The sequence below is a fragment of the Streptacidiphilus cavernicola genome (assembly GCF_042510955.1).
Classification (GTDB): Bacteria; Actinomycetota; Actinomycetes; order Streptomycetales; family Streptomycetaceae; genus Streptacidiphilus; species Streptacidiphilus cavernicola.
Genome location: NZ_JBHFAB010000007.1, coordinates 262,832 through 285,592, shown reverse-complemented (window position 1 = coordinate 285,592; position 22,761 = coordinate 262,832). Strand labels below are relative to the sequence as shown.

21 protein-coding genes are annotated in these 22,761 nt (G+C 71.4%); 12 read left to right on the top strand and 9 right to left on the bottom strand.

What is annotated here, in order from left to right; genetic code table 11:
• Nucleotides 1–183: 183 nt before the first annotated feature.
• The gene (locus tag ACEZDE_RS12555) at nt 184–753 is read left to right on the top strand and encodes a DUF4245 domain-containing protein (protein WP_380535609.1); all 570 of its coding nucleotides are present in this window, start codon (nt 184–186) and stop codon (nt 751–753) included.
• A 13-nt stretch (nt 754–766) separates the two neighbouring features.
• On the opposite strand, the gene ACEZDE_RS12550 is transcribed toward ACEZDE_RS12555, so the two are convergent.
• Nucleotides 767–2,083, bottom strand: coding sequence for a UDP-glucose dehydrogenase family protein (locus ACEZDE_RS12550; RefSeq protein ID WP_380535607.1), 1,317 nt, complete (start codon nt 2,081–2,083; stop codon nt 767–769).
• A gap of 255 nt (nt 2,084–2,338) precedes the next feature.
• Here ACEZDE_RS12550 and ACEZDE_RS12545 point away from each other — a divergent pair, with 255 nt between their 5' ends.
• The 3 genes from ACEZDE_RS12545 (at nt 2,339) to ACEZDE_RS12535 (ending at nt 5,490) form a co-directional block, all read left to right on the top strand.
• A complete protein-coding gene (locus ACEZDE_RS12545; RefSeq protein WP_380535605.1) occupies nt 2,339–3,376 on the top strand; it encodes a glycosyltransferase family 2 protein in 1,038 nt (345 codons plus the stop codon).
• Nucleotides 3,355–3,936 carry a hypothetical protein gene (locus tag ACEZDE_RS12540; protein ID WP_380535603.1) on the top strand — a complete coding sequence of 194 codons (582 nt, stop codon included), beginning with the start codon at nt 3,355–3,357 and terminating at the stop codon, nt 3,934–3,936. The genes ACEZDE_RS12545 and ACEZDE_RS12540 overlap by 22 nt, the downstream gene beginning before the upstream one ends.
• A gap of 81 nt (nt 3,937–4,017) precedes the next feature.
• A complete protein-coding gene (locus tag ACEZDE_RS12535) occupies nt 4,018–5,490 on the top strand; it encodes a cellulose binding domain-containing protein (RefSeq protein ID WP_380535601.1) in 1,473 nt (490 codons plus the stop codon).
• Nucleotides 5,491–5,583: 93 nt separating this feature from the next.
• Here the strand turns inward: ACEZDE_RS12535 and ACEZDE_RS12530 are convergent, their stop codons facing one another.
• Together ACEZDE_RS12530 and ACEZDE_RS12525 are read right to left on the bottom strand one after the other, a co-directional pair.
• Nucleotides 5,584–6,180, bottom strand: coding sequence for a malonic semialdehyde reductase (locus ACEZDE_RS12530; RefSeq protein ID WP_380535599.1), 597 nt, complete (start codon nt 6,178–6,180; stop codon nt 5,584–5,586).
• 135 nt (nt 6,181–6,315) lie between these two features.
• On the bottom strand, nt 6,316–6,594 hold the full coding sequence (locus ACEZDE_RS12525; RefSeq protein ID WP_380535597.1) for an exodeoxyribonuclease VII small subunit: 279 nt from the start codon (nt 6,592–6,594) through the stop codon (nt 6,316–6,318).
• An 86-nt stretch (nt 6,595–6,680) separates the two neighbouring features.
• Here ACEZDE_RS12525 and ACEZDE_RS12520 point away from each other — a divergent pair, with 86 nt between their 5' ends.
• Entirely contained in the window at nt 6,681–7,226 is a 546-nt protein-coding gene (locus ACEZDE_RS12520; protein ID WP_380535596.1) for a GNAT family N-acetyltransferase, read from the top strand.
• A 59-nt stretch (nt 7,227–7,285) separates the two neighbouring features.
• On the opposite strand, the gene xseA is transcribed toward ACEZDE_RS12520, so the two are convergent.
• Nucleotides 7,286–8,497: an exodeoxyribonuclease VII large subunit gene (gene xseA / locus ACEZDE_RS12515; protein ID WP_380535594.1), complete on the bottom strand. Its 1,212-nt coding sequence runs from the start codon at nt 8,495–8,497 to the stop codon at nt 7,286–7,288.
• A gap of 51 nt (nt 8,498–8,548) precedes the next feature.
• On the opposite strand from xseA, the gene ACEZDE_RS12510 reads away from it, so the two are divergent.
• Together ACEZDE_RS12510 and ppgK are read left to right on the top strand one after the other, a co-directional pair.
• Nucleotides 8,549–9,520: a 4-hydroxy-3-methylbut-2-enyl diphosphate reductase gene (locus ACEZDE_RS12510; protein ID WP_380535591.1), complete on the top strand. Its 972-nt coding sequence runs from the start codon at nt 8,549–8,551 to the stop codon at nt 9,518–9,520.
• Between the two features lie 79 nt (nt 9,521–9,599).
• Nucleotides 9,600–10,340 (top strand): polyphosphate--glucose phosphotransferase, encoded by a 741-nt coding sequence (ppgK, locus tag ACEZDE_RS12505; protein WP_380535702.1) that lies wholly within the window; start codon nt 9,600–9,602, stop codon nt 10,338–10,340.
• 108 nt (nt 10,341–10,448) lie between these two features.
• On the opposite strand, the gene ACEZDE_RS12500 is transcribed toward ppgK, so the two are convergent.
• Nucleotides 10,449–11,006, bottom strand: a complete 558-nt coding sequence (locus ACEZDE_RS12500) for a DUF6542 domain-containing protein (RefSeq protein ID WP_380535590.1) — start codon at nt 11,004–11,006, stop codon at nt 10,449–10,451.
• 244 nt (nt 11,007–11,250) lie between these two features.
• On the opposite strand from ACEZDE_RS12500, the gene ychF reads away from it, so the two are divergent.
• Together ychF and ACEZDE_RS12490 are read left to right on the top strand one after the other, a co-directional pair.
• Nucleotides 11,251–12,324: a redox-regulated ATPase YchF gene (gene ychF, locus ACEZDE_RS12495; protein WP_380535588.1), complete on the top strand. Its 1,074-nt coding sequence runs from the start codon at nt 11,251–11,253 to the stop codon at nt 12,322–12,324.
• Between the two features lie 201 nt (nt 12,325–12,525).
• On the top strand, nt 12,526–12,843 hold the full coding sequence (locus ACEZDE_RS12490) for a hypothetical protein (protein ID WP_380535587.1): 318 nt from the start codon (nt 12,526–12,528) through the stop codon (nt 12,841–12,843).
• Nucleotides 12,844–12,862: 19 nt separating this feature from the next.
• Here ACEZDE_RS12490 and ACEZDE_RS12485 read toward each other — a convergent pair whose 3' ends face one another.
• The 4 genes from ACEZDE_RS12485 to ACEZDE_RS12470 form a co-directional block, all read right to left on the bottom strand.
• A complete protein-coding gene (locus ACEZDE_RS12485) occupies nt 12,863–13,126 on the bottom strand; it encodes a type II toxin-antitoxin system RelE family toxin (RefSeq protein WP_380535584.1) in 264 nt (87 codons plus the stop codon).
• A complete protein-coding gene (locus ACEZDE_RS12480; RefSeq protein WP_329583153.1) occupies nt 13,119–13,388 on the bottom strand; it encodes a type II toxin-antitoxin system Phd/YefM family antitoxin in 270 nt (89 codons plus the stop codon). Before ACEZDE_RS12480 ends, ACEZDE_RS12485 begins: the two co-directional genes overlap by 8 nt.
• A gap of 333 nt (nt 13,389–13,721) precedes the next feature.
• Nucleotides 13,722–15,566 (bottom strand): arginine--tRNA ligase, encoded by a 1,845-nt coding sequence (gene argS / locus ACEZDE_RS12475; protein ID WP_380535582.1) that lies wholly within the window; start codon nt 15,564–15,566, stop codon nt 13,722–13,724.
• 178 nt (nt 15,567–15,744) lie between these two features.
• A complete protein-coding gene (locus ACEZDE_RS12470; RefSeq protein ID WP_380535580.1) occupies nt 15,745–16,902 on the bottom strand; it encodes a hypothetical protein in 1,158 nt (385 codons plus the stop codon).
• Nucleotides 16,903–17,138: 236 nt separating this feature from the next.
• On the opposite strand from ACEZDE_RS12470, the gene ACEZDE_RS12465 reads away from it, so the two are divergent.
• From ACEZDE_RS12465 to ACEZDE_RS12455, 3 genes are all read left to right on the top strand, one after another.
• The gene (locus tag ACEZDE_RS12465) at nt 17,139–18,878 is read left to right on the top strand and encodes a purine-cytosine permease family protein (protein ID WP_380535577.1); all 1,740 of its coding nucleotides are present in this window, start codon (nt 17,139–17,141) and stop codon (nt 18,876–18,878) included.
• Between the two features lie 160 nt (nt 18,879–19,038).
• Nucleotides 19,039–19,461 (top strand): (deoxy)nucleoside triphosphate pyrophosphohydrolase, encoded by a 423-nt coding sequence (locus ACEZDE_RS12460; protein ID WP_380535575.1) that lies wholly within the window; start codon nt 19,039–19,041, stop codon nt 19,459–19,461.
• 158 nt (nt 19,462–19,619) lie between these two features.
• Nucleotides 19,620–22,577, top strand: a complete 2,958-nt coding sequence (locus ACEZDE_RS12455) for a SpoIIE family protein phosphatase (protein WP_380535573.1) — start codon at nt 19,620–19,622, stop codon at nt 22,575–22,577.
• Nucleotides 22,578–22,761: the final 184 nt, after the last annotated feature.

The following is a 22,761-nucleotide window of genomic DNA, read 5'->3' as shown; positions in this document are numbered from 1 at the left end:
TCTGTACGACGACGGCCGGATGAGGGTGTGCCGATGGTACCGACGACCTGCGGGGATGTCTGTGGCCTGGGGCACTGGCCGGCGCACCGGCGGTGGGCCGGCGGGCAGGCCATCGGGCAGGCCATCGAGTGGGCCGGGACCCCGGTGCCGGACCGGGGTCGGGCCATGGTCCACCATGGACGGGTGGCAACAGAGAGCGCGCCGGCGCAGACCGGGACAGCACCCACCCGCACCCAGAAGCGTCCGGGGATGGCCGGGAAGTCGGCCCGGGACATGGTCCTGTCGCTGATCGCGGTGATGGCGGCCGGGCTGGTCATCTACTACTTCATCCCGCACAGCGGCGGCGACGGGGTGCACCCGGTGGAGTACAACGCCGCGGTGCAGTCCGCCCGGCGGGCGGCGCCGTACCCGGTGCTGGCCCCGGTCGGCCTGGCCAAGGGCTGGAACGCCACGGCGGTGGAGTACGACGGCTCCGACCCCGCGAACGCCGAGTGGACCCTGGGCTTCATCGACCCGCACGGGCAGTACGTGGCGATCCGGCAGAGCAACGGCCCGATGGACGCCTTCCTCGCCGACGCCACCACCAACGGCGTCAAGCAGCCCGCGACCAGCACCGTCGACGGCACCGTCTGGAGCCACTACCAGGGCGACCGCTACCGGGCCCTGGTCCTGCAGACCCCCAAGGGCACCACCGCGATCACCGGCACCGAGTCCTACACCGCCCTGGCCGCCTTCGCAGCGACGCTGAAGTAGCCCCCCGGCGGGGTCAGGGCCGGCCGAGTCCCCGGTAGGTCCACCCGGCCCCCTGCCAACGGGCACGGTCGAGCGCGTTCCGGCCGTCGACCACAGCGCGCTGTGCGACCACCGCGGCGACCGCGGTCGGGTCGATCTCGCTGAACTCCGACCACTCGGTGAGCAGCAGGACGACCTCGGCGCCTTCGGCGGCCGCCAGGGCCCCGGTCGCGTACCCGAGTTCTGGTTGCACCTTCCGCGCGTTGTCCATCGCCTTCGGGTCGAAGACGCTGACATCGGCACCCAGCGCGTGCATCCGCGCGGCCACCGCGAGCGCGGGCGAGTCGCGGATGTCGTCCGAGTCCGGCTTGAACGCGGCGCCCCAGACGGCCACCCGGCGGCCCGTCAGGCTTCCTCCGCACAACTCGGCGGCGAGTTCCACGGCACGCTCGCGGCGCCGCAGGTTGATGGCGTCCACCTCACGCAGGAAGCGCAGTGCCCGATCCACTCCCAGTTCCTCGCCGCGGGCCTGGAAGGCGCGGATGTCCTTGGGCAGGCAGCCGCCGCCGAAACCGATGCCCGGGCCTAGGAAGCGCCCGCCGATCCGGGTGTCGTAGGAGAGGGCCCTGCTGAGCTGGAGCACATCGGCGCCGGTCGCTTCGCAGACCTCGGCCATGGCGTTGATGAAGGAGATCTTGGTGGCCAGGAAGGAGTTCGCGGAGACCTTGACCAGTTCGGCGGTGGCCAGGTCGGTCACGACCAGCGGTGGTTCCGGGTCGAGCGGAGCGTAGACCGCGCGCAGCACGGCTTCGGCCTCGGGCGCCTCCGGGCCGATGCCGAAGACCAGCCGGTCCGGTCGCAGCGTGTCGTCCAGGGCGAAGCCCTCGCGGAGGAACTCGGGGTTCCAGGCCAGGGCGGCCCGGCTGCCGACCGGAGCCGCCCCGGCGAGGCGCTCGGCGAGCCGGCTCGCGGTGCCGACCGGCACGGTGGACTTGCCGACCACGAGGCAGGGGTGGGTCAGGTGCGGTGCCAGGGAGTCGATCGCGGCGTCGATGTAGCCGAGGTCCGCGGCACCGCTGTCCTTGTGCTGCGGGGTTCCCACGCAGACGAAGTGCACCTCGCCGAAAGCGGCGGCCTCCTCGTAGGACGTCGTGAACCGCAGTCGGCCGGCTTCGGTCTGCTCCCTGAGCAGTTCGGACAACCCTGGCTCGTAAAACGGCGCCTGACCGTTTGTCAGCGCGGCGATCCGGTCCTCGTCGACATCCACTCCGAGGACGTCGTGGCCGATCGCCGCCATGCACGCGGCATGGGTGGCACCCAGGTACCCGGTACCTATCACAGTGAGCCGCATCGGTTTCCTTTCCGCTCTTGCCAGGGGGTGGACTATATCCTCACCTCCCGCTCACACCCACTCGCACCCCACGGCGGCCTGGGGAGCTTTGTGGACAGCCGAAATGCTGCCGGATTTCTACCTAGCCCACTATTTCCGGGTGAACCGGACACCGGCGACGGCTGTGTCGTTCGTCACTCCGATGTCCGTCCACGGTGCCTCAATTCGGGCTCCGAGTACCGACGAGCGGGCCCAAACGCCCACGTGCGGTCGTGAATGTCGGGTTTGCGGCCAGCCCTCCCCAGCACCTCCGTCACCAATGCGCAACATTCGTGGGCTATCTTCACACTGAGAACACACGTTTCGGTCACCAGGAAGGCCAAGTCCGGCATGCACACGCTCATCAGAGCCGGAGCGCACCTCCACTGGTACGGGGTGACGGTCGGAACGCTGCTGTTCCTGAAGCTGGTTCTGTCCATACGGCGACGAAGGAAACCCGAGCTTTCCTTCCGCCATCACAGCCGTGGGTACTACGTACACGGAGTTGTTACGTCCTATAACGAGGCGCCTGCCATGCTGCGCCGCTGCCTGGATTCGATCCTGGCCCAGACCATGCTGGTGGACTCGCTGACGGTGGTGGACGACTGCTCCAGCGACATGTCCTGCGCCGCCCTCATCCACGACATGCGCCCGCAGTTCGAACGCCTGGGCGTCCGGCTGGACTTCATCCGCTTTCCGGACAACCGCGGCAAGCGGCACGGCCTCGCGGCGGGTTTCGAACAGGCCCCCAACGCCGACATGTACCTCTGTGTGGACTCCGACACCGTGCTCGACCAGCACGCCGTCTCCGAACTCGCCGAGCCCTTCAGCAAGCGTCGGGTGCACTGCGTCACCGGCCTGGTCCTCGCGCACAACCGGAGCACCAACCTGCTCACCCGGCTGATAGACATGCGCTACGTCAACGCCTTCCTCGGCGAGCGCGTGGCGTACTCCCGGCTCGGCTCGGTGCTCTGCGCCTGCGGCTCGCTGGCGATGTACCGGGGCTGGGTGGTGCGCAAGTACCTCGACGACTTCCTCGACCAGCGGTTCCTCGGCCGTCCGGCGACCTTCGGTGACGACCGCCGGCTGACCTACTACTGCCTCACCGAGGGGCTGTCGTTGATCCAGCCCTCCTCGGTGGGTTACACGGACGTGCCCGAGCGGCTCAACACTACATCCGCCAGCAGATCCGCTGGGGCAAGTCCTTCATCCGCGAGGGCTTCCTGCTCTTCGGGAAGTTCCGGATCACCCGCATGTACTGGTGGCTCAACCTGATCGAACTGGTCACCTGGGTCCTCTTCACCGGCGGGCTGCTGAGCGCGCTGGTCGCGATCGGGCTCCATCCGACCAGCTGGAAGATGCTGGCCGCCTACGTCGGCTACATGTGCGTGATGGCCTGGGTGCGCTCGGTCCACTATCTGCGGGGGGCGATCACGGTCGGGTTCTTCGACCGGATGTTCACCTTCTTCTGCGCGCCGCTGTACGCACTCATGAACCTCTGCCTGCTGCTGCCGCTGCGGCTGTGGTCGCTCGCGACCCTGCGCAGCACCAACTGGGGCACCCGCGCCACGGTCGAGGTCGGCGGTGGCGAGGAGCCGCAGACGGTCGGGGCGGACGACGACGTGCCCGGGTCGGCGGCGATCCCGGCGGGCGGGCGCTGGGAGGAGACCCTCCCGCTGCGCGTGGTCCGACAGCAGCGGCCGGAGCAGGCGTTCCCGGTCCCGGTCGGCGCCTACGGGAGCCCGACGGACCAGGCGGACCCGACGGGCCACCAGTCGCGGACCGGCTACGACCCCTATTTCCCTGCCCCGGATGGAAGCCCGACCAGCCGCTAGCCGGGCTGTGCGCGACTGCTTCCCCTTCTTCTTCTCCAGGCCTGCCGCAAGCACGGCCTCTGCACTTCGCTAGGAGCCATCATGGGTTCTGCCCTCGGCCGTCGCCGCGCCCAGTCCACCAGCAGAGCGGCGACGGTGTTCCGTGCGGTGGTCTTCTTCTCCCTGGTGGCCGCAGTCGTCTTCGTGACCCGGCCGCTCTGGCACAGCAAGGCGTCCAGCAGCGGCAGCCGGTCCGGCGACGCGACAGGGCCCGCCGCGCCGCTGCTCTCGGTGCGGTACCGCCCCGGGGCGCAGCCCTCGGACTCGGCCTCGTTCTCGCAACCGTGGATGCAACTCGTCAACACCGCCCAGCAGCCCGTAGTCCTCGACGAGGTGACGCTGCGCTACTACTTCAAGCAGGAGGGCACCCGGGGCTACGCCTTCAACTGCATCTACGCCGAAGTCGGCTGTTCGCACGTCGCCGAGAAGATCGTCGCCCTGCCGAGCCCGGTCGGCGACGCGGACCACTACCTCCAGGTCTCCTTCACCGCTGACGCGGGCAGCCTGGCCCCGAAGGCCAACTCCGGCGCGATCGAGCTCCAGCTCTACCGCCCGGACAAGGCGGCGATGAAGGAGTCCGCCGACTTCTCGTTCAACGGCGCCGACGCGAAGGCCTATCGCGAGAACGAGCACATCACCGCCTATGTCAACGGCCGGCTGGCCTGGGGCACGGAACCCGCCGGCGCTGCGGCGCCGGCGTCCTCGGCCCCGGTGCCGCTGGACGCGGCAGCCGGGGTGGTCTTCGACGACTTCCACTACACCGGGCCCGACGACCCGGCACTCAACCAGCACGGCTGGATCGTGCGCACGGCCGACGGCGGTCCGGGCGTCCTGGACACCTGGAAGGCGTCGGGCGTCAGCTTCCCGGTGATGTCCGGAGCCAAGGGCGGCCAGGTCCTCAACCTCCGCGCCACCACCGACGGCACGAAGTCGGGGACCACCCAGGCGGAGATCCAGAGCAGGGACATCCCCTTCTTCACCGGGACGTACGCCGCGCGGATCCACTTCAACGACCAGCCCACCCACGGCGTCAACGGCGACCCCATCAACGAGGACTTCTACATGATCTCGCCGGACAACCCGAAGTACAGCGAGATCGACGCCGAGTACGAGCCCAACGGCGGCTGGGGCGCGCCCGGTCCGCGCCTGGACACCACCACGTGGTACAGCGCCGACGCGGGCGACCGGATCACCCAGAAGAACATGATCAGCCTCAACGGCTGGCACACCCTGGTGATCACGGCGGCCAAGGGCGTGGTGACGTACTCGATGGACGGCAGCGTGCTGTACACGACCACCGGCAAGTACTACCCGCGTGAACCGATGTCGGCGAACTTCAACACATGGTTCGTCAACACCCTGCACCTGGGCGGTGACCGGCAGTGGGACATGCAGGTCAACTGGCTCTACTACAACTCCGCGCACACGATGACCCTGTCCCAGGTCCAGCACACCGTCGACGGCCTCTACGCAGGGGGCGCCAACTACGTCAACACCATCGCGAAGAAGCACTGAGCCGGGCGTCGGACGTACGACGGCCCTCCTCCTCCGGCGCGGCGGGCGACGGAGGAGGAGGGCCGCAGTAGGCCTGAAGGCCGGGAGGCGGGATCAGACGGTGGTGACGACCTCGTCGAAGGACAGGCGCGGGTTGCGCGGGTACCAGGCGTCGGCGCCGGGCTTGCCGATGTTGACGACGGTCAGCACCGAGTGGTCGCCGTCCAGGAACTCCTTGTTGATGCCGGCCGCGTCGTAGCCGGTCATCGGGCCCGCGGCCAGGCCGGCCGCGCGGATGCCGACCACGAAGTAGCCGGCCTGCAGCGCGGCGTTGAAGCTGCTGGAGCTCTCGCGGACCGGGCGCTCGGAGAAGAAGAGGTCCTTCGCCTGCGGGAAGGCCGGGAACTGGGCCGGCAGCTCCTCGTGGAACTCGTGGTCCGCGGCCAGGATGGCGACCAGCGGGGCGGCGGCGGTCTTGGCCTTGTTGCCGTCGGCCATGTGCGCGACCAGGCGCTCGCGGGCCTCGGCGGAACGGACCAGGACGACCCGCAGCGGCTGCTGGTTGAACGCCGTGGGTGCGTACTTGACCAGGTCGTAGATCGCCTGGATCTGCTCGTCGGTCACCGGCTCGTCCGTGAAGGTGTTCGCGGTGCGGGCCTCACGGAACAGCAGGTCCTGGGCGGCGGCGTCGAGTACCAGGGCGTCAGACATCAGTTCACCTTCGGGTCAGGTCAGGTCAGGTCGGGGCGGTCGGTCGTGGAGCGGCATGACCGCCGGTTGCACAGTCCTCAACCTAGGTGAAGCTTCAACTATTTCCCAAGCAGATGATCTGTGAAGTGATTCAGCTCACCCCGCGGCGGGCTCCTCGGCGTCCTCGCCCTCCGCCAGGGCGGCGTCCAGCCGGGCGCGGGCGCCGTCGAGCCAGCGCTCGCACACCTTGGCCAGCTGCTCGCCGCGCTCCCACAGGGCCAGCGACTCCTCCAGCGAGGTCCCGCCGGTCTCCAGCGTCCGGACGACGTCGAGCAGGGCGTCCCGCGCCTGCTCGTAGCCCAGGCCGTCGTCCACCGACGTCGCTGCTGCTGCCGTTGCCGCTGCCGTCGCTGCTGGTTCTGCCCGCTTCGCCATCCCCCCAGAGTAGGGGGAGCTGCCGACAATTCCGCCGCCGACAAATCCGGAGACAGCCCCGACCCGGGTCCGCTAGCCTCCGGCCCATGATCCCGGTACGCGCCGCCGTCCCCGCCGACGCCCCGGAGCTGGCCCGGCTCCGCGGGGTGATGTTCGCCGCGATGGGCAAGGCGGCTGAGGACGACCACGGCCCCTGGCGGGCCGAGAGCGAACGAGCCTTCCGCGAGCAACTCGCCGCCCCCGCGGCGGCGGACGAGCCGCCCGGCGCGGTCACCCCGCTCGGGGTCGGGGTCGGGGTCGGCGGTCTCGTCGGGTTCGTGGTGGACGACCCCGGTCGCCCCGGCCGCCTCGCGGCCTGTGCGGTCGGGACGCTGGACCGGCGGCTGCCGACGCCGCGGACCGCGGGGGCCGTCCTGGTCGGCCATGTCTCCAGCGTCTGCACCGACCCGGAGCACCGCCGCCGCGGCTACTCCCGGGTCTGCGTGGAACAGCTGCTCGCCTGGTACGACCGGCACGGTGTGGCCCGGGTGCACCTCAACGCCACCGACCAGGCCGAGGGCCTGTACCGCTCGCTCGGCTTCACCGACCCGGGTTCGACCCCACTGACCCGCCTCAGCCCCGACGCACGCTGACCCTGACCGACCTCAGCCCCGACTCGCCCGATGCTGACGTTCCTCCTGGCCCCGCCGACTCAGTCCTGACGTACCGTCACATCGAAGCCGCCCTCGGCGACCCGGGCCCGCAGGACGTCCCCCGCGCCGACCTCCGCCGCGTCGCGGACCACCGCGCCGTCCTCCCGCTGCAGCACCGCGTACCCGCGCCGCAGCGTCGCCGCGGGCGAGAGCGCGACCACCCGGGCCAGCGTGTGCTCCAGCTCGGACCCGGCCCGGTCGAGCCGGTGGTCCAGGGTCCGCCGCGAGCGTTCCAGCAGTGTCGACACCTCGGCCGCCCGCTCGTCCACCATCCGCCGCGGCGCGGCTAGCACCGGGCGGCTGCGGACCGCCTCCAGCCCGCCGCGCTCCCGCTCCAGCCGGGCCCGGATGCCGTGCCGGGCCCGGTCCCGCAGCCCGTGCACCCGGGCCAGCTCCTCCCGCACGTCGGGGACGACCCGCTTGGCGGCGTCGGTCGGGGTGGAGGCGCGCAGGTCGGCGACGTAGTCCAGCAGCGGCTGGTCCGGCTCGTGGCCGATCGCGCTGACCACCGGGGTCCGCGCCGCCGCGACCGCGCGGACCAGCTGCTCGTCCGAGAACGGCAGCAGGTCCTCGACGCTGCCGCCGCCCCGGGCCACGATGATCACGTCCACCTCGGGGTGCTGGTCCAGCTCCCGCACCGCCGCGATCACCCCGGAGACCGCGTGCACCCCCTGCACCGCGACGTTGCGGACCTCGAACCGCACCGCGGGCCAGCGCCGACGGGCGTTCTGCAGCACATCGCGCTCGGCCGCGGACGCGCGTCCGGTGACCAGGCCGATGCACCGCGGCAGGAACGGCAGCGGGCGCTTCCGCTCGGCGGCGAACAGCCCCTCCGCGCCCAGCGTGCGCTTGAGCAGCTCCAGCCGGGCCAGCAGGTCGCCGAGCCCGACCAGGCGGATCTCGGCGGCGCGCAGCGACAGCGTGCCGCGCGGCCCGTACCACTCCGGCTTGGCGTGCAGGATCACCCGGGAGCCCTCGCTGACCAGGTCGGCGACCGGGTCGAAGGCGGCGCGGTAGCAGGTGACCGAGAGCGAGACGTCCTGCGCCGGGTCACGGAGCGTCAGAAACACCACCCCGGCCCCGGGACGGCGGCTGAGCTGGGTGATCTGCCCCTCCACCCAGACCGCGCCGAGCCGGTTGATCCAGCCGCCGATGAGCTGGGAGACCCGGCCGACCGGGATGGGCGCGTCCGGCGAGTTGTCGAGGGGCATGGACCGAGCGTAGCCGCCGGGTCCGACAGTGCCTGCCGGTACGCTGGTGGCATGCCTGCTACTGCTTCCCGTCGTGTCCTGCTCGCCGCCCCGCGCGGCTACTGCGCGGGTGTCGACCGCGCCGTCATCGCTGTGGAGAAGGCCCTGGAGCAGTACGGGTCTCCCATCTACGTCCGCAAGGAGATCGTCCACAACAAGTACGTGGTGCAGACCCTGGAGAAGAAGGGGGCCGTCTTCGTCGACGAGACCGAGGAGGTGCCCGAGGGCTCCATCGTGGTCTTCTCCGCGCACGGCGTCGCCCCGTCCGTCCACGACGAGGCGAAGCGCGGCAAGCTGGCTACCATCGACGCCACCTGCCCGCTGGTCACCAAGGTGCACAAGGAAGCGCTGCGCTACGCCGAGGAGGACTACGACATCCTGCTGATCGGCCACGAGGGCCACGAGGAGGTCGTCGGCACCATGGGCGAGGCGCCCGAGCGCACCCACCTGGTGGACGGCGCGGAGGACGTCGCCAACGTCACCGTGCGGGACGAGTCCAAGGTCGTCTGGCTGTCGCAGACCACGCTCTCGGTGGACGAGACCATGGCCACCGTCGGCGCACTGCAGCAGCGCTTCCCGCTGCTGACCAGCCCGCCCAGCGACGACATCTGCTACGCCACCTCCAACCGGCAGGCCGCGATCAAGCAGATCGCCGGGGAGTCGGACCTGGTCATCGTGGTCGGCTCGCGCAACTCCTCCAACTCGGTCCGGCTGGTCGAGGTCTCGCTGGAGGCCGGGGCCAAGGCCGCGTACCTGGTCGACTTCGCCGACGAGATCGACGAGGCCTGGCTGGAGGGCGTCGGCACGGTCGGCGTGACCAGCGGCGCGTCGGTGCCGGAGATCCTGGTCGAAGGCGTGCTGGAGTGGCTGGCCGCGCGCGGCTGGGGCGACGTGGAGCAGGTCCGGACCAGCGAGGAGCACCTGCAGTTCTCGCTCCCCAAGGAACTGCGCCGCGACCTGCGCGCCGAAGCGGCGGGTAAGTAAGGCACACGGACGGGGTAGGCCCTACGTTGGCGACAGGAAGTTCAACGACGTGTTCAACGACGAACAGGGGTATCCCAGCGTGAACGTCTTCGGTGTGGACATCGGCGGTTCCGGGATCAAGGGCGCTCCGGCGGACCTCGATCGCGGCGAGCTGGCCCAGGAACGGCACAAAGTGCTCACGCCCCAGCCGTCCGAGCCCAAGGCCGTGGTGAAGGCGGTCCAGGAAGTGGTCGGACACTTCGACTGGAAGGGTCCGGTCGGGCTGACCTTCCCGGGTGTGGTCGTGGACGGCCACACCCGGACCGCCGCCAATGTCGACAAGGGCTGGGTCGACCTGGACGCCGCCTCGCTGTTCCAGGAGGCGCTGGGGCTGCCGGTGGCGGTGGTCAACGACGCCGACGCGGCCGGGCTGGCGGAGGTCGCCTACGGTGCGGGCAAGGGCCGCAAGGGCGTGGTGCTGCTGCTGACCCTGGGCACCGGCATCGGCAGCGCGCTGTTCATCGACGGCCGGCTGGTCCCCAACACCGAGCTGGGGCACCTGGAGCTGCACGGCAAGGACGCGGAGCGGCACGCCTCGTCCGCGGCCAAGGAGCACCACGACTGGAGCTGGTCGGAGTGGGCCGAGCGGCTCGACGACTACTTCGGCATGGTCGAGGCGCTGTTCTCGCCGCAGCTGATCATCATCGGCGGAGGGGTCAGCCGGAAGGCGGACAAGTTCCTCCCGCTGCTGAAGCCGCTGCGCGCGGAGATCGTCCCCGCGGAACTGCAGAACGACGCCGGGATCGTCGGCGCCGCGATGGCCGCCTCCAAGCTGGGCTGAGCCCGGCCGGGCCCGGCCGGGCTCAGCCGAGTCCGGAACGGCTTCGCCGCGGCCCTGCGCCGGGCCTTGGGCGTTGCGCCGGGCCGACTGCGCGGCCTCGCGTCGGGCCTACTGCGCGGCCCTGCGCCGGGCTCGGTTGAGGGCGATCCGGCGGGCCAGCACGATCAGCACCGACACCGCCGTCCCGCTGAACAGCCAGCCGGCCTGCAGGGCCAGTGCGGTGGCCAGCCCGATGATCCGTCCCAGCACGCTGTGGTCCGGCCCAGCGCCCATCACCAGCAGCGTGGCCGCGAACGCGATCGGCCCGCTGACCGGGGCGATCGCCAGGTCGGCGGCCCGTACCCGCACCGCGACCTGGAAGCAGGTTGCGATGTAGGCCAGGCCCATCACGATCCCGGTGCCGCCGAACAGCCAGAAGTCGATCGCCCCGCCGAGCAGCGTGGCGCCGAGGGTGACCACCGCCCCGCCGACCGCGGTGAGCCGGTGCGGTGCGCTGGAGCCGCCGGACCGGGGCCCGGGACGGGGCGCGGTCCTGGCCCCGGCGGCCTGGCGGGGCTCCGGGGCGCGCGGCGCGGGTTCGGGGGAGCGTGCGGGTCCGGGCACGCCCGCGGCCCGCCGGGGGGCTGTCGCGGCGCCGGGGCGGTCGGTCGTGCGCGCGTCGGGCATGCTTCGGTACTCCACGCGACCAACGTACGGTCGGATGAACGCCACTCAGGGTGACGGACACGCGGACCGCCGCGCAGTGTCACCCGTCCTGCCTAGAGGCTGCCCGGACCGTCGGCCGCCGGAGGCTCTATAGACTGGGGAGCCGTTTGCGTCACCCGTCCCGTCATCCGCTCCCGCCGTCCTTCCGCCGCGTCTCCGGACGTTCCCGGCTCCCGGGCCGCCTCCTCCACCAGGATCTCGCCACATGTCGCTCTCCATCGGAATCGTCGGCCTGCCGAACGTCGGCAAGTCCACGCTCTTCAACGCCCTGACCAAGAACGACGTGCTGGCGGCCAACTACCCGTTCGCGACGATCGAGCCCAACGTCGGTGTGGTCGGCGTCCCTGACCCGCGGCTGGCCGTCCTGGCGAAGATCTTCGACTCGCAGCGGGTGCTCCCGGCCACGGTGGACTTCGTGGACATCGCCGGCATCGTCCGCGGCGCGAGCGTCGGCGAGGGCCTGGGCAACAAGTTCCTCGCCAACATCCGCGAGTCCGACGCGATCTGCCAGGTCATCCGGGCCTTCGAGGACCCGGACGTGGTCCACGTGGACGGCAAGGTCTCGCCCAAGGACGACATCGAGACCATCAACACCGAGCTGATCCTCGCCGACCTCCAGTCGATCGAGAAGGTCATCCCCCGGCTGCAGAAGGAGTCGCGCCTCAAGAAGGAGTCCGCGGTCCTGCTGGCCGCCGCCGAGGCCGCCCAGAAGATCCTGGAGTCCGGCAAGACCCTCTTCGAGACCGGCTTCGACAAGGATTCCGTCCGCGAGCTGCACCTGCTCACCGTCAAGCCCTTCCTCTACGTCTTCAACGTGGACGAGGACGAGCTGACCGACGACGACTTCAAGCAGGCCCAGCGCGACCTGGTCGCCCCGGCCGAAGCCATCTTCCTCAACGCCAAGATCGAGTCCGAGCTGATCGGCATGGACGAGGACGAGGCCCTGGAGCTGCTCCAGTCGATGGGCCAGGAGGAGGCCGGCATGTCCACCCTCGGCCGCGTCGGCTTCGAGACCCTCGGCCTGCAGACCTACCTCACGGCCGGCCCGAAGGAGGTCCGCGCCTGGACCATCAAGAAGGGCGCCACCGCCCCCGAGGCCGCAGGCGTGATCCACACCGACTTCCAGAAGGGCTTCATCAAGGCCGAGATCGTCTCCTTCGACGACCTGGTCGCCTGCGGCTCCATTCCCGAAGCCCGCGCCAAGGGCAAGGCCCGCATCGAGGGCAAGGAATACATCATGCAGGACGGCGACGTGGTGGAGTTCCGCTTCAACGTGTAGTCGCATCGAGCTAATGTGCGAATGTGCGAATGCGGAATGTTGCTTTCATTGGACGCTGGACATCCAGCGTCCAATGAAAGCACCGCCGAGCCTGCTCCCCATCCTCCGGTCCCGCATGCAGGGGAGTTCCTCGCGTTGGTGCTCCTGTACGGCTCGTGGGCCGCTCGGTACAACGGTGAGCCGGGGCTGCCGCCTGCTGGTGTGGACGTCCTCGTCGTGGGTGCCCCCGATGCCGACGCGCTCTTCGACCTTGCCGAGGAGGCGTCACAGCGCCTGCGTCGTGAGGTCGACGTCCATCGGGTCTCCGTCGAGGCGTGGGAGGCCCCGGCGGACGATCCGTTCCTCGCCAGCGTTCGCGAACGTCCGCTGGTGCGGCCGAACCTTGACCTGGAGGCGCGTGGAGCTGACATGCACACGCGCCCGGACCAGTTCCGCCTCGGTGGCCTCCTGAGAAGCGGGGACTCGTTCAAGCGCGTCATCGCAGGCGATTCCGAACATGCCGCGTTGCTGAAGCTCTGATCCGCCGGATCGACAACAGTCAGGTGTCGTAAACGGCGGACCGGTGTCCCACGTGAACGACCCAGACCACCAGTTCTCCGTTGTCGATCGTGTAAACAACGCGGTAGTCGCCGACCCGCAGCCGCCGGCGGTCTGGCTGGGATACGAGTGCGGTGGTGTTGAAGCCGAGTGGATCGCTTTCCAGCTCGGTCAGCTTGGCCAGGATGCGCAGCGCCATACCACGGGGGATCTTCCGAAGCTCGGCCTGCGCTTCGGGGCGGAAGACGGTTCGGTACTCACTCACTGCGCGCCAGCGTCTCCCTCATGATGTCCTCGATCGGGATGCCGGGTGCGGGGTTGGCCATGCGCTCGTCGATGATCCGGTTGATCTCGCGCTCCTCCCACTCCTGGTACTTGCGCAGCACCTCGATGGAGACGACCGCGGCGACTTCCCTGCCTCGGCGCGTGATCACTGTGGGCACATCGTCGCGGTCCGCGCGCTCCACGACCTCCGCCAGGTGCGCGCGCACGTCGCGGATGGACTCTATGGGTAGTGGCTGCGTCATGCGCTCAAGCGTACTGAGTGTTCCATGTGTACACAAGCGCTGCCGGTGATCACTGGCGCCGCAGCGGGCGTTCCCGCACGTCGGCGCAGTGGCCGAAGAGGCGCTTGTCGGCGCGTCGAGGGGCGGAGATCTCCGGGGAGAGACCGCCCGGCTGAAGCGTCGCCCCCACGGTAGGAGCCCCGGACGATGGCCTCCGCGCAACCGCGTGAGCGGCAAACGGCCGGGCGGTGAACATCGCCGTCGTACGGCTCGATCACCGGGCCTGGGCCGGCGAGGACCGATGCCACCAGGGCGAGTTCGCCGTCGGCCGAGGCTCGAACTTCTGAGGTGGGGTCACATCCGTTGCGGGGTCTGGATTCCGAGGAGGTCGAGGCCCTGGGCGAGGGTTTTTCCGGTGAGTTGGCACAGGGCCAGCCGGTTGTCGCGGGACTGCGGTGAGGCTGCCTTCAGGACCGGGCAGGCGCCGTAGAAGTCGGTGAACGCCTTGGCCAGGGTGAACAGGTAGCCGCAGAGCCGGTGCGGTTCCAGCTCCGTGGCGACCTCGCCGAGGACCTCGGCGAAGCCGTCCAGCAGCAGGATCAGGGCCCGCTCGGCCGGGTGCAATGGCAGGGCGGTGTCGAGCGAACGGTCAGGCCCCTCGTGGCTCTCCGGCTCCTCGGGCCGTTCCGCCGCGGCCTTGGCGGCCTTGGCCAGGATGCTGTGGATCCGGGCGTGCGCGTACTGCAGGTAGACGCCGGTGTCACCGTGCAGCGAGACCATCTGCTCGATGTCGAAGACCGAGTTCTTCCCCCGCGAGGTCGACAGCTGGGCGTACTTGACCGCGCCGATCCCCGCCGCCGCGACCACCCGTTCCAGCTCGGCCGGCGGCAGCCCGTGCGGCTTGTCGGTGATCGCCGCCCGCGCTCCGTCCACGGCCGCGTCCAGCAGTTCCGACAGTGCCACGGTCGTGCCGGACCGGGTCTTGAACGGCCGTCCGCCCGGCCCCAGCACCATGCCGAACGGCACATGTGCCGGGTGCACCCGGTCCGGCAGCCACCCGGCCCGCCGGGCGGCGGAGAACACCATCCGGAAGTGCAGCGCCTGCCGTGCGTCGACCACGTAGAGGATCCGGTCTGCGGCGAGGGCCTCGACCCGGTGCCGCAGCGTCGCCAGGTCGGTGGCCGCGTAGCCGTAGCCGCCGTCCTGCTTGCGGACGATCAGGGCCACCGGCTGCCCGTCCGGCCCGGTGGTGTCGTCCGAGAACACGCACAGCGCGCCCTCGCTCTCCACCGCGAGGCCCGCTGCCGCCAGTTCCTCGACGATCCGGCCCAGGACCGGGTTGTACGTCGACTCGGGCGCCGCGTCCCGCGGGGTGAGCAGCACCCCGAGCCGGTCGTAGATCTGCTGGAACGCCGCCGTGGACACCGCGACCAGCTCCCGCCACACGGCGAGGGTGGGCTCGTCGCCGGACTGCAGCGCCACCACCCGCAGCCGGGACCGCTGCACGAACCCGGCGTCGGCCTCGAACTCGGCCCGAGCGGCCCGGTACAGCTGGTCCAGCGCCGAGATCCGCTCGCTCACGTCGCGTTCGGCCGCGCTCATGTCGCCGTCGCCCGCGCAGAAGCCCCCGACCGCGTCGTCCCGGCTCCGCCAGGGTGCTTCCGGGTGCTCGTCCAGGTACTGGATCAGCATGCCGAACGAGGTTCCCCAGTCGCCGAGATGGTTCTGCCGCAGCACCTCGCCGCCGAGGAATCCCAGCACCCGGGCCAGGCAGTCGCCGATCACCGTGCTGGGCAGGTGCCCGACGTGCATCTCCTTGGCGATGTTCGGCCCCGAGTAGTCGACCACCGTCCGGATCCCGGCCTGCGGGGCGCCCACGCCCAGCCGCGGGTCCGCCAGCCGGGCGGCGACCAGGCCCCACAGCGCGCTGTCGGCCAGGGTCAGGTTCAGGAAACCGGGCCCGGACCTGGCCGCCGTCAACGGGCCCGCGTCCAGCTCCTGCTGCAGCGTCCGCGCCAGCTCCTGCGGGGTCGTTCCGGCCGACCGGGCCAGCGACAGCGCGATGTTCGACTGGAAGTCGGCGTGCTCGGACGACCGGACCAGCGGGTCGCGGCCGGACAGCGCCGCGGGCAGGCATCGGCCCATCGCGGCCGACACGAGGTCCTCCGCCAGGGTCTTCGCCGCCACCACCGCTGCCATGGATCGCCACAACCTTCCCGCTGAACCCGTCGGACGACGTCTCCGTCCGTCCCTGTGCCGGGAACAGTAACCGCCGCGACGCATCGGCCGACACCGGATTTCCGGCGCCCGCCGGGGCCCCGCCGCGACCTCCGCCCCACCAGCTCGCCCCAGCCCCCGCCCCGGGGCGGACCTGCGGCTACACCTCCGCCCCGAAGGAGTCGTAGCGGCGCCCCTCGGCGCTGGCCAGGCGCATCCCCGAGCCCCGCTGGTATGGGGAGATGCCGCCGCGGGACCACGGTCCGACCGAGCCCGCGCGGACGGCGAGCGGGTCCTTGGCGGGCAGTCGGAGCTGCTCGCGGACGGTGTCGACCGGCAGCTCGGCGAGCGCGAACCAGTCGACCGCGAGCAGGTCGGTCCCGGTCACCGCGCCGCGGCGCATCGCGTCGCCGAGCCGCAGCGCCACCCCCTCGCCGGAGAGGTGGCCGGCGTCGGCCTGGAACAGTCCCGCTGCGCGCTCCAGCAGGCCGGTCTCGAACAGCCCGAGCACCATCGCCAGCAGCGAGAAGCCACGCGGGTCCGGGATGCCCCGCCCGATCAGCCCGAACACCTCCAACTCGGCCTCCAGCGTGGTGCCGTAGTCGGCCAGGACGTGCACCCAGTCGTGCTGGGCCAGGTACGGCGGCGCACTGTCCGGCAGGCCCGGGTGGACGAACCCCCTGGCCTGGTAGAAGCGGTGGACGCCGAGGCCGAGCGAGCCGGGCGGGCAGTGCGCGAGGTCGGCCCAGCGCGCGGCGAGGTCCGGGTCGTCGACGACCTGCTGCCACGGCTCGGTCAGCGCGACCCTGGCGTGCAGCTGGGCGTGCCGGCCGCCGTCCCACTCGGCGGTGTAGCCGCTGCGGTCGAAGTCGGTGAGGGCGAGGCCGAGCGCGCCCTCGGCGAAGTCCTTGGCGATCTCACGCATGCCGTCGTCCACGCCGAGCGCCTCCGCGTAGCGCCCGACGGCCGCGGCGACCTCCGGCGGGGGCGGCGACAGCACCAGCTCGTTGATCAGCATCAGCTGCAGGATCCTGGTCCGGAACACCTCGTTGCGCCGGGCCAGCCCGCGGGCGAGCTGCTCGGGGCCGAGCGGCTCGACCCCGTCCGGGTCCACCTCGAAGCCGGTCATGGACCGGGAGATGGCCCGGATCAGCAGCTTCTGGAGCTCGGTCAGCCCGTTCGGCCCCGCGCCCGCGCCCTTGAGACCGCGCACGATCAGCACGGCCTCGGCCCGGTCCGGCGGACGCAGGTCCACCTGGTCGGCCGAGGGCATCGGGACGGGGAGCGGGGCCTCGGGCCGAGGCAGGGGTTGTGGCATGGGCTGGGGTAGGGGCTCGGGCTGGGCCACGGTGGTCTCCTCGTCTGTGCGCGCGCCGCTGCTTCCATTGGCTCAGAATCCGGCCATCCGTGCGCGGTTCTACGCGGACAGCTCAACGGACTCCCGGACATCGGTGACCGGATCATGTCACCCGATGGAAACGCCCGGTGTACGCCGCGCTTTACACGGCGTGCCTAGCGTGTCGGCCACGCCTCGCCGTCCCCAGGGAGCCCGCGATGACCGATACCGCAGCAGCACCCGCCACCGAGCAGCCGGAGCAGCCGGAGCAGCCGGAGCAGCCGGAGCAGCCGGAGGCGCCGAAAGCGCACCGCTCCTACGCCAAGTCCGCGGCCGACGAGTCGCTGGAGGACTACTCGCTGCGCTACGCGCCGCACTCGTTCCGCCGCTGGTCCCCGTTCGCGGTGGCGACCACCGCCCTCGGCGGGATCGCCTACCTCGCGGACTACGCGATCGGGGCCGGGATCGTGATGTCCTACGGCTTCACCAACGCACTGGCGGCGATCCTGGCCGCGGCCGTGGTCATCTTCCTCACCGGCATCCCGATCGCCCGCGCCTGCGCCGCCAACGGCGTCGACATGGACCTGCTGACCCGGGGCTCCGGCTTCGGCTACTTCGGCAGCACCCTCACCTCGCTCGTCTACGCCAGTTTCACCTTCATCTTCTTCGCGCTCGAAGGCTCGATCATGGCGCAGGCGTTCCACCAGGTGCTGCACCTCCCCACCCCGATCGGGTACCTGCTCACCACGCTGATCGTGATCCCGATCGTGTTCAAGGGGATGGCCTGGATCGCCCGGATGCAGGCCTGGACCCAGCCGCTGTGGATCCTCGGGCTGATCGTCCCGTTCGTCGTCCTGGCGGTCCACAGCCCGCACACCTTCTCGGCGTTCACGCACTTCGGCGGGACGCACGGGGTCGGCTCCGGCTTCACTGTCATGGGCTTCGGACTGGGCACCGGCATCGCGCTGAGCCTGATCGCGCAGATCGGCGAGCAGGCCGACTACCTGCGCTTCATGCCGCAGAAGACGCCGGGCAACGCCCGCCGCTGGAACTTCGCGGTGCTCGCGGCCGGGCCCGGCTGGGTGGTGATCGGCGCAGCCAAACAGCTCGGCGGCGCGCTGCTGGCGTTCAGCGCGCTGGGCGTGGTCGGCAACGCCAAGGCGCTGGAGCCGATCGCCCCGTACGTGGAGTCGCTGCGGCCCTGGTTCGGCGCGGCGGCGCTGCCGCTGGCCGGGCTGTTCGTCGTGGTCTCCCAGGTGAAGATCAATTCGACCAACGCCTACTCGGGCTCGCTCTCCTGGTCGAACTTCTTCTCCCGGTTGACGCACCGTCACCCGGGCCGGGTCTGGTACATCTTCCTCAACTGCGGGATCTCGCTGCTGCTGATGGAACTCAACATGTTCAGCGCGCTGAACTCGCTGCTCGGCTTCTACTCCAACGTCGCCATCGCCTGGATCGGCGCGGTCACCGCGGATCTGGTGATCAACAAGCCGCTCGGGCTCAGCCCGAAGTACATCGAGTTCAAGCGGGCCTACCTGCACCCGGTCAACCCGGTCGGCTTCGGCGCGATGTGCGTCGCGGCGGGGGTCTCGATCTTCGCCTTCTACGGCTTCTTCGGCGACTACGCCAAGGCGTTCTCGCCGTTCATCGCGCTCGCCCTGGCCGTGGTCTGCAGCCCGCTGATCGCCTGGGCCACCCGGGGCCGCTACTACGTGGCCCGGCCCAACCCGGACGCCCTCGCCGCCGCGGGCAGCGTCGAGCCCGGCGCCGAGATCAGCACGCTGACCTGCGTGGTCTGCGACGGCGCGTACGAGACCCCGGACACGGCCGACTGCCCGTTCCACAGCGGTACGATCTGCTCGCTCTGCTGCAGCCTGGACGCCGACTGCCACGACGCCTGCACCCGTGGCGCGGCGGCCACGGAACCAGTGCTGCTGGGGATGCCGTCCGTGCAGTGAGTCGAGCGCACGGACGCGGCGCCGCACCGCCGTACGACCGCAGCGCCCGCACCGCCGCAGTACCCACGGACCCCGGACCCGCCTTCATCCCCCACGGAGGCGGGTCCGGTAATTATCGGCCATGGCCCGGCCCCGCCGGAACGCCCCCTAGGCTCGTCCCATGACGCACAGCGACACCACTGCCCGGCGGATCGTCGTCGGCGCCGCCCTGCTCGCGGACGGCCGGGTGCTGGCGGCCCGCCGCAGCGCGCCGGCGGAGACGGCGGGCCGCTGGGAGTTCCCCGGCGGCAAGCTGGAGCAGGGCGAGACCGCCGCGCAGGCGCTGGTCCGGGAGCTGCGCGAGGAACTGGGCGTGGAGGCGCGGGCGCTGGCCCGGATCCCCGGCGCCTGGCCGGTCCGGGCCGACCTGGAGCTGCAGATCTGGACCGCCGAGCTGTTGTCCGGCACCCCGGCCGCGTTGCAGGACCACTCCGAGCTGCGCTGGCTCACCGCCGCCGAGCTGGACAGCGTCGACTGGCTGGACCAGGACCGGTTCGCCCTCCCCGCGGTCGCGGCGCTGCTCACCCTCCCCGCCGAGCGCTGACCTGCCGAGTGCTGACCCGCGCCGCGACCCGTTCGTTGACCCGCTTGGCGACCCCCAAGTTGACCCGTACGCCGGGGTAGAGCCATCTTTGAACGGGTATGTCAGTATTCGGCCACTCCCCGAGCGGTGGCCCGTGCCGCGATCCGGACAGGAAATACGTGAGGGAGCCACGCCGCAGGCCCAGCATCGCAGCCGCCCGCGCACGCCTGCGCAGGCGCGGGACCGCCGCCGTCGCCCAGCCGCGCGACCGGACCGAGCCGCAGGACGCCTCCGCCGCGGGTCGTGGCGCGGCCCCCCGCTTCGGCATGCGCCGCCGCACCCGCGCCCTGCGCCAGGCGGCCGACTTCCGCCGTGGCTCGGACCGCGGCTCGGACCGGGGCGCCGACCGCGGCCCCGAGCCGGAACCCCGGCACGCCTCCGAGCTGCGGCACGTCGCTGAGCGAGCCCGCGCCTCCGGCTCAGGCTTGGGTTCCAGCACGGGCTCCGGCTCCGGCCCCGGCACGATCCTCGGCCCGGACGACCGCCCCCAGCCGCAGACCCCCACCCTCGGCTTCCGCTCCCGCCGCCCCGCGCCCTTCCCGGTCGGCCCCCCAGCCGACTCCCCGACCGACTCCCTCCGCGCGGACCCGCGAAGGCCCTCGCAGTCCGCCCCCCGCCTCTTCGCCGAGGGCCCCAACGGCGGTGACAACGGCGGCGTGCTGGAGGACGTCAGGGTCGCCATCGCGATGATGGACACCTCCGGCACCATCGCGATGTGGAGCCCCGCCGCCGAGGAGCTCCTCGGCTGGCCGAGCGAGTCCCTGGTCGGACGGCATGTCGGGGTGCTGGTCGGCGACGACCCGGTGCTGCTGGGCCGCGGCCAGGAGGTGATCGACGAGGTGCTGCGCGAGGGCGGCTGGCGCGGCCCGGTGGTGCTGCACAACCGGGCCGGGCACCGGGTGGTGCTGGACGCCCGGGTGTCGCTGCTGGTGGACGGCGACGGGGTGTCGTACCTGCTGGTCCGGCTCGCGGACGCGAACCGGCTGAGCGCCGTGGAGCACGACCTCGCGGTCCAGGACGCGCTGTTCGAACAATCCCCGCTGGGCATCGCGGTGCTGGACAAGCAGCTGCGCTACGTCCGGCTGAACGAGACGCTGGCCCGGATGAACGGGCTGCCGGTCGCCGACCACATCGGCCGGACCACCGGCGAGGTGCTGCCGGAGGGCTCGGCGGACGAGGTGACCGCGATCCAGCGGCAGGTGCTGGCCACCGGCGAGCCGGTGGTCGACGTGACCGTCACCGGGCCCCGTCCGCGCCGGGCCGGGTTCCGCTCGATCTCCTACGCCCGGCTGCACGACCGCACCGGGCAGGTGCTCGGCCTCACCGGCATGATCATGGACGTCACCGACCGCTACCGGGCCATCGCCAAGGTTGAGCACGCCCGCCGCAGGCTGGCCCTGCTGAACGACCTGGGCACCCGGATCGGCGATCTGCTGGACGCCGGACGGATCGCCCAGGAGCTGGCCGGGGCCCTGGTCCCGGCCCTGGCCGACTACGCCGGGGTGGTGCTGCTGCAGGCCGTGGCCGAGGGCGACGACCTGCCCCGGCACACCCACACCCGGCTCACCCCGCTGGTGATGACCGGCACCGCCGCGATCGAGCCCAGCGCCAGCGCCGACGCGATGATGATGCCGGGGACCCGGATCACCATGACCGAGGGCTCGCTGTTCGCCCGGGTGCTGCGCAGCGGCATCACCGAGCAGCTGGAGTCCCCGGCCCTGCTGGAGGAGACCACCAGCCAGGACGACCCCCGGGTCAGGGCCGCGTACGAGCTGGGGGTGCACTCGATGCTGGTGGTGCCGCTGCGGGCGCGCGGCATCGTGCTGGGCCTGATGGTGCTGAGCCGGGCCGGTCGGCGCGAGGGCTTCGACCGGGACGAGGTGGCCTTCGCCGGGGAGCTGGCCGACCGGGCCGGCTCCTCGCTGGACAACGCCCGCCTCTACGCCCGTGAGCGGGCCGCCGCGCTGATGCTGCAGCGCAGCCTGCTGCCGCAGACCGTGCCGCAGCCGCCGGGGGTGGAGATCGGCTACCGGTACGTCCCCGGCAGCAGCGGGACCGAGGTGGGCGGCGACTGGTTCGACGTGATCCCGCTGCCGGACGACCGGGTGGCACTGGTGGTCGGCGACGTGATGGGGCACGGCCTGCGCGCGGCGGCGACGATGGGACGGCTGCGGACCGCGGTCCGGACCCTGGCCATGCTCGGGCTGCCGCCGGACGTGCTGCTGCAGCACGTCCACGACCTGGCCGACGACCTGGCCCAGGGGCCCGACGAGGCGCTGATCGCCACCTGCGTCTACGCGGTCTACGACCCGGGGACCCGGCGCCTGGTGCTGGCGAAGGCCGGGCACACCCCGCCGCTGCTGATCGTCCCGGGGGAGCCGGCCCGGCAGTTGGACCTGCCCTCGGGCACGCCGCTGGGCGTCGGCGGGGTGCCGTTCGGCTCGGTGGAGCTGACCGTGCCGGAGGGCACCCTGCTGGTGCTCTACACCGACGGCCTGGTCGAGTCGAGGACCGAGGACATCGACGTCGGCACCCGACGGCTGTGCGCGGTCCTCGACCAGGAGTTCGACACGGTGGAGGAGGCCTGCGAACGCGTGGTCGGCACCCTGGAGCGCGGGCAGGAGCCGGACGACGTGGCGCTGCTGCTGGCCCGGCTCGGCAGCAAGGACAGCCTGCCCCCGGGGGAGACCGCCTCGTGGACCCTGGCGGCCGAGCCCACCGCCGCCTCCGCGGCCCGGCGGCTGGTCCGCGGAACCCTGGTCGGCTGGCAGCTCAGCCCGCTGCTGGACACCACCGAGCTGCTGGTCAGCGAGCTGGTCACGAACGCGGTCCGCTACTCGGAGGCCCCGATCGGGCTGCGGCTGCGGAAGACCGCGCACAACCTGCTGGTCGAGGTCGCCGACCCGCTGCCGGACCCGCCGCTGGAACGGCAGTCGGCGGGCACCGACGAAGGCGGACGCGGGCTGCAGCTGGTGCACCAGCTCGCCGACAGCTGGGGGACCAGGGCCGAGGGCGCCGGAAAGGTGGTCTGGTTCCGCCAGGGACTGCCCGCAGACCCTCCCGTTCCGGTCGACTGAGGCGTAGGGTTCCGTTTCCGTCGCTGTCCCCTGGCTGTGGACAGATATGGCAATTCCTTACCTCGATTTGATGTTGTGTGGCGCCGGGGCGTGTGCGGTCGCCCCGGAATGATGAATACTCGGACCAGCGACACCCAGGTTCCGATGGCTGGAGGAGTCGGGCAGTTGAGCGAGTTGCCGACAC

Excerpts from the sequence above, each read along its gene's own strand:
- ACEZDE_RS12530 (WP_380535599.1), bottom strand. The coding sequence starts at position 6,180 with ATGTCTGACGCCCTGGTACTCGACGCCGCCGCCCAGGACCTGCTGTTC.
- xseA (WP_380535594.1), bottom strand. The coding sequence starts at position 8,497 with ATGCCCCTCGACAACTCGCCGGACGCGCCCATCCCGGTCGGCCGGGTC.
- ACEZDE_RS12470 (WP_380535580.1), bottom strand. The coding sequence starts at position 16,902 with ATGCCACAACCCCTGCCTCGGCCCGAGGCCCCGCTCCCCGTCCCGATG.
- argS (WP_380535582.1), bottom strand. The coding sequence starts at position 15,566 with ATGGCAGCGGTGGTGGCGGCGAAGACCCTGGCGGAGGACCTCGTGTCG.
- ACEZDE_RS12550 (WP_380535607.1), bottom strand. The coding sequence starts at position 2,083 with ATGCGGCTCACTGTGATAGGTACCGGGTACCTGGGTGCCACCCATGCC.
- ACEZDE_RS12500 (WP_380535590.1), bottom strand. The coding sequence starts at position 11,006 with ATGCCCGACGCGCGCACGACCGACCGCCCCGGCGCCGCGACAGCCCCC.
- ychF (WP_380535588.1), top strand. The coding sequence starts at position 11,251 with ATGTCGCTCTCCATCGGAATCGTCGGCCTGCCGAACGTCGGCAAGTCC.
- ACEZDE_RS12520 (WP_380535596.1), top strand. The coding sequence starts at position 6,681 with ATGATCCCGGTACGCGCCGCCGTCCCCGCCGACGCCCCGGAGCTGGCC.
- ACEZDE_RS12465 (WP_380535577.1), top strand. The coding sequence starts at position 17,139 with ATGACCGATACCGCAGCAGCACCCGCCACCGAGCAGCCGGAGCAGCCG.
- ACEZDE_RS12535 (WP_380535601.1), top strand. The coding sequence starts at position 4,018 with ATGGGTTCTGCCCTCGGCCGTCGCCGCGCCCAGTCCACCAGCAGAGCG.
- ACEZDE_RS12510 (WP_380535591.1), top strand. The coding sequence starts at position 8,549 with ATGCCTGCTACTGCTTCCCGTCGTGTCCTGCTCGCCGCCCCGCGCGGC.
- ACEZDE_RS12460 (WP_380535575.1), top strand. The coding sequence starts at position 19,039 with ATGACGCACAGCGACACCACTGCCCGGCGGATCGTCGTCGGCGCCGCC.
- ACEZDE_RS12540 (WP_380535603.1), top strand. The coding sequence starts at position 3,355 with ATGTACTGGTGGCTCAACCTGATCGAACTGGTCACCTGGGTCCTCTTC.
- ACEZDE_RS12480 (WP_329583153.1), bottom strand. The coding sequence starts at position 13,388 with ATGACGCAGCCACTACCCATAGAGTCCATCCGCGACGTGCGCGCGCAC.
- ACEZDE_RS12525 (WP_380535597.1), bottom strand. The coding sequence starts at position 6,594 with ATGGCGAAGCGGGCAGAACCAGCAGCGACGGCAGCGGCAACGGCAGCA.
- ACEZDE_RS12545 (WP_380535605.1), top strand. The coding sequence starts at position 2,339 with ATGTCGGGTTTGCGGCCAGCCCTCCCCAGCACCTCCGTCACCAATGCG.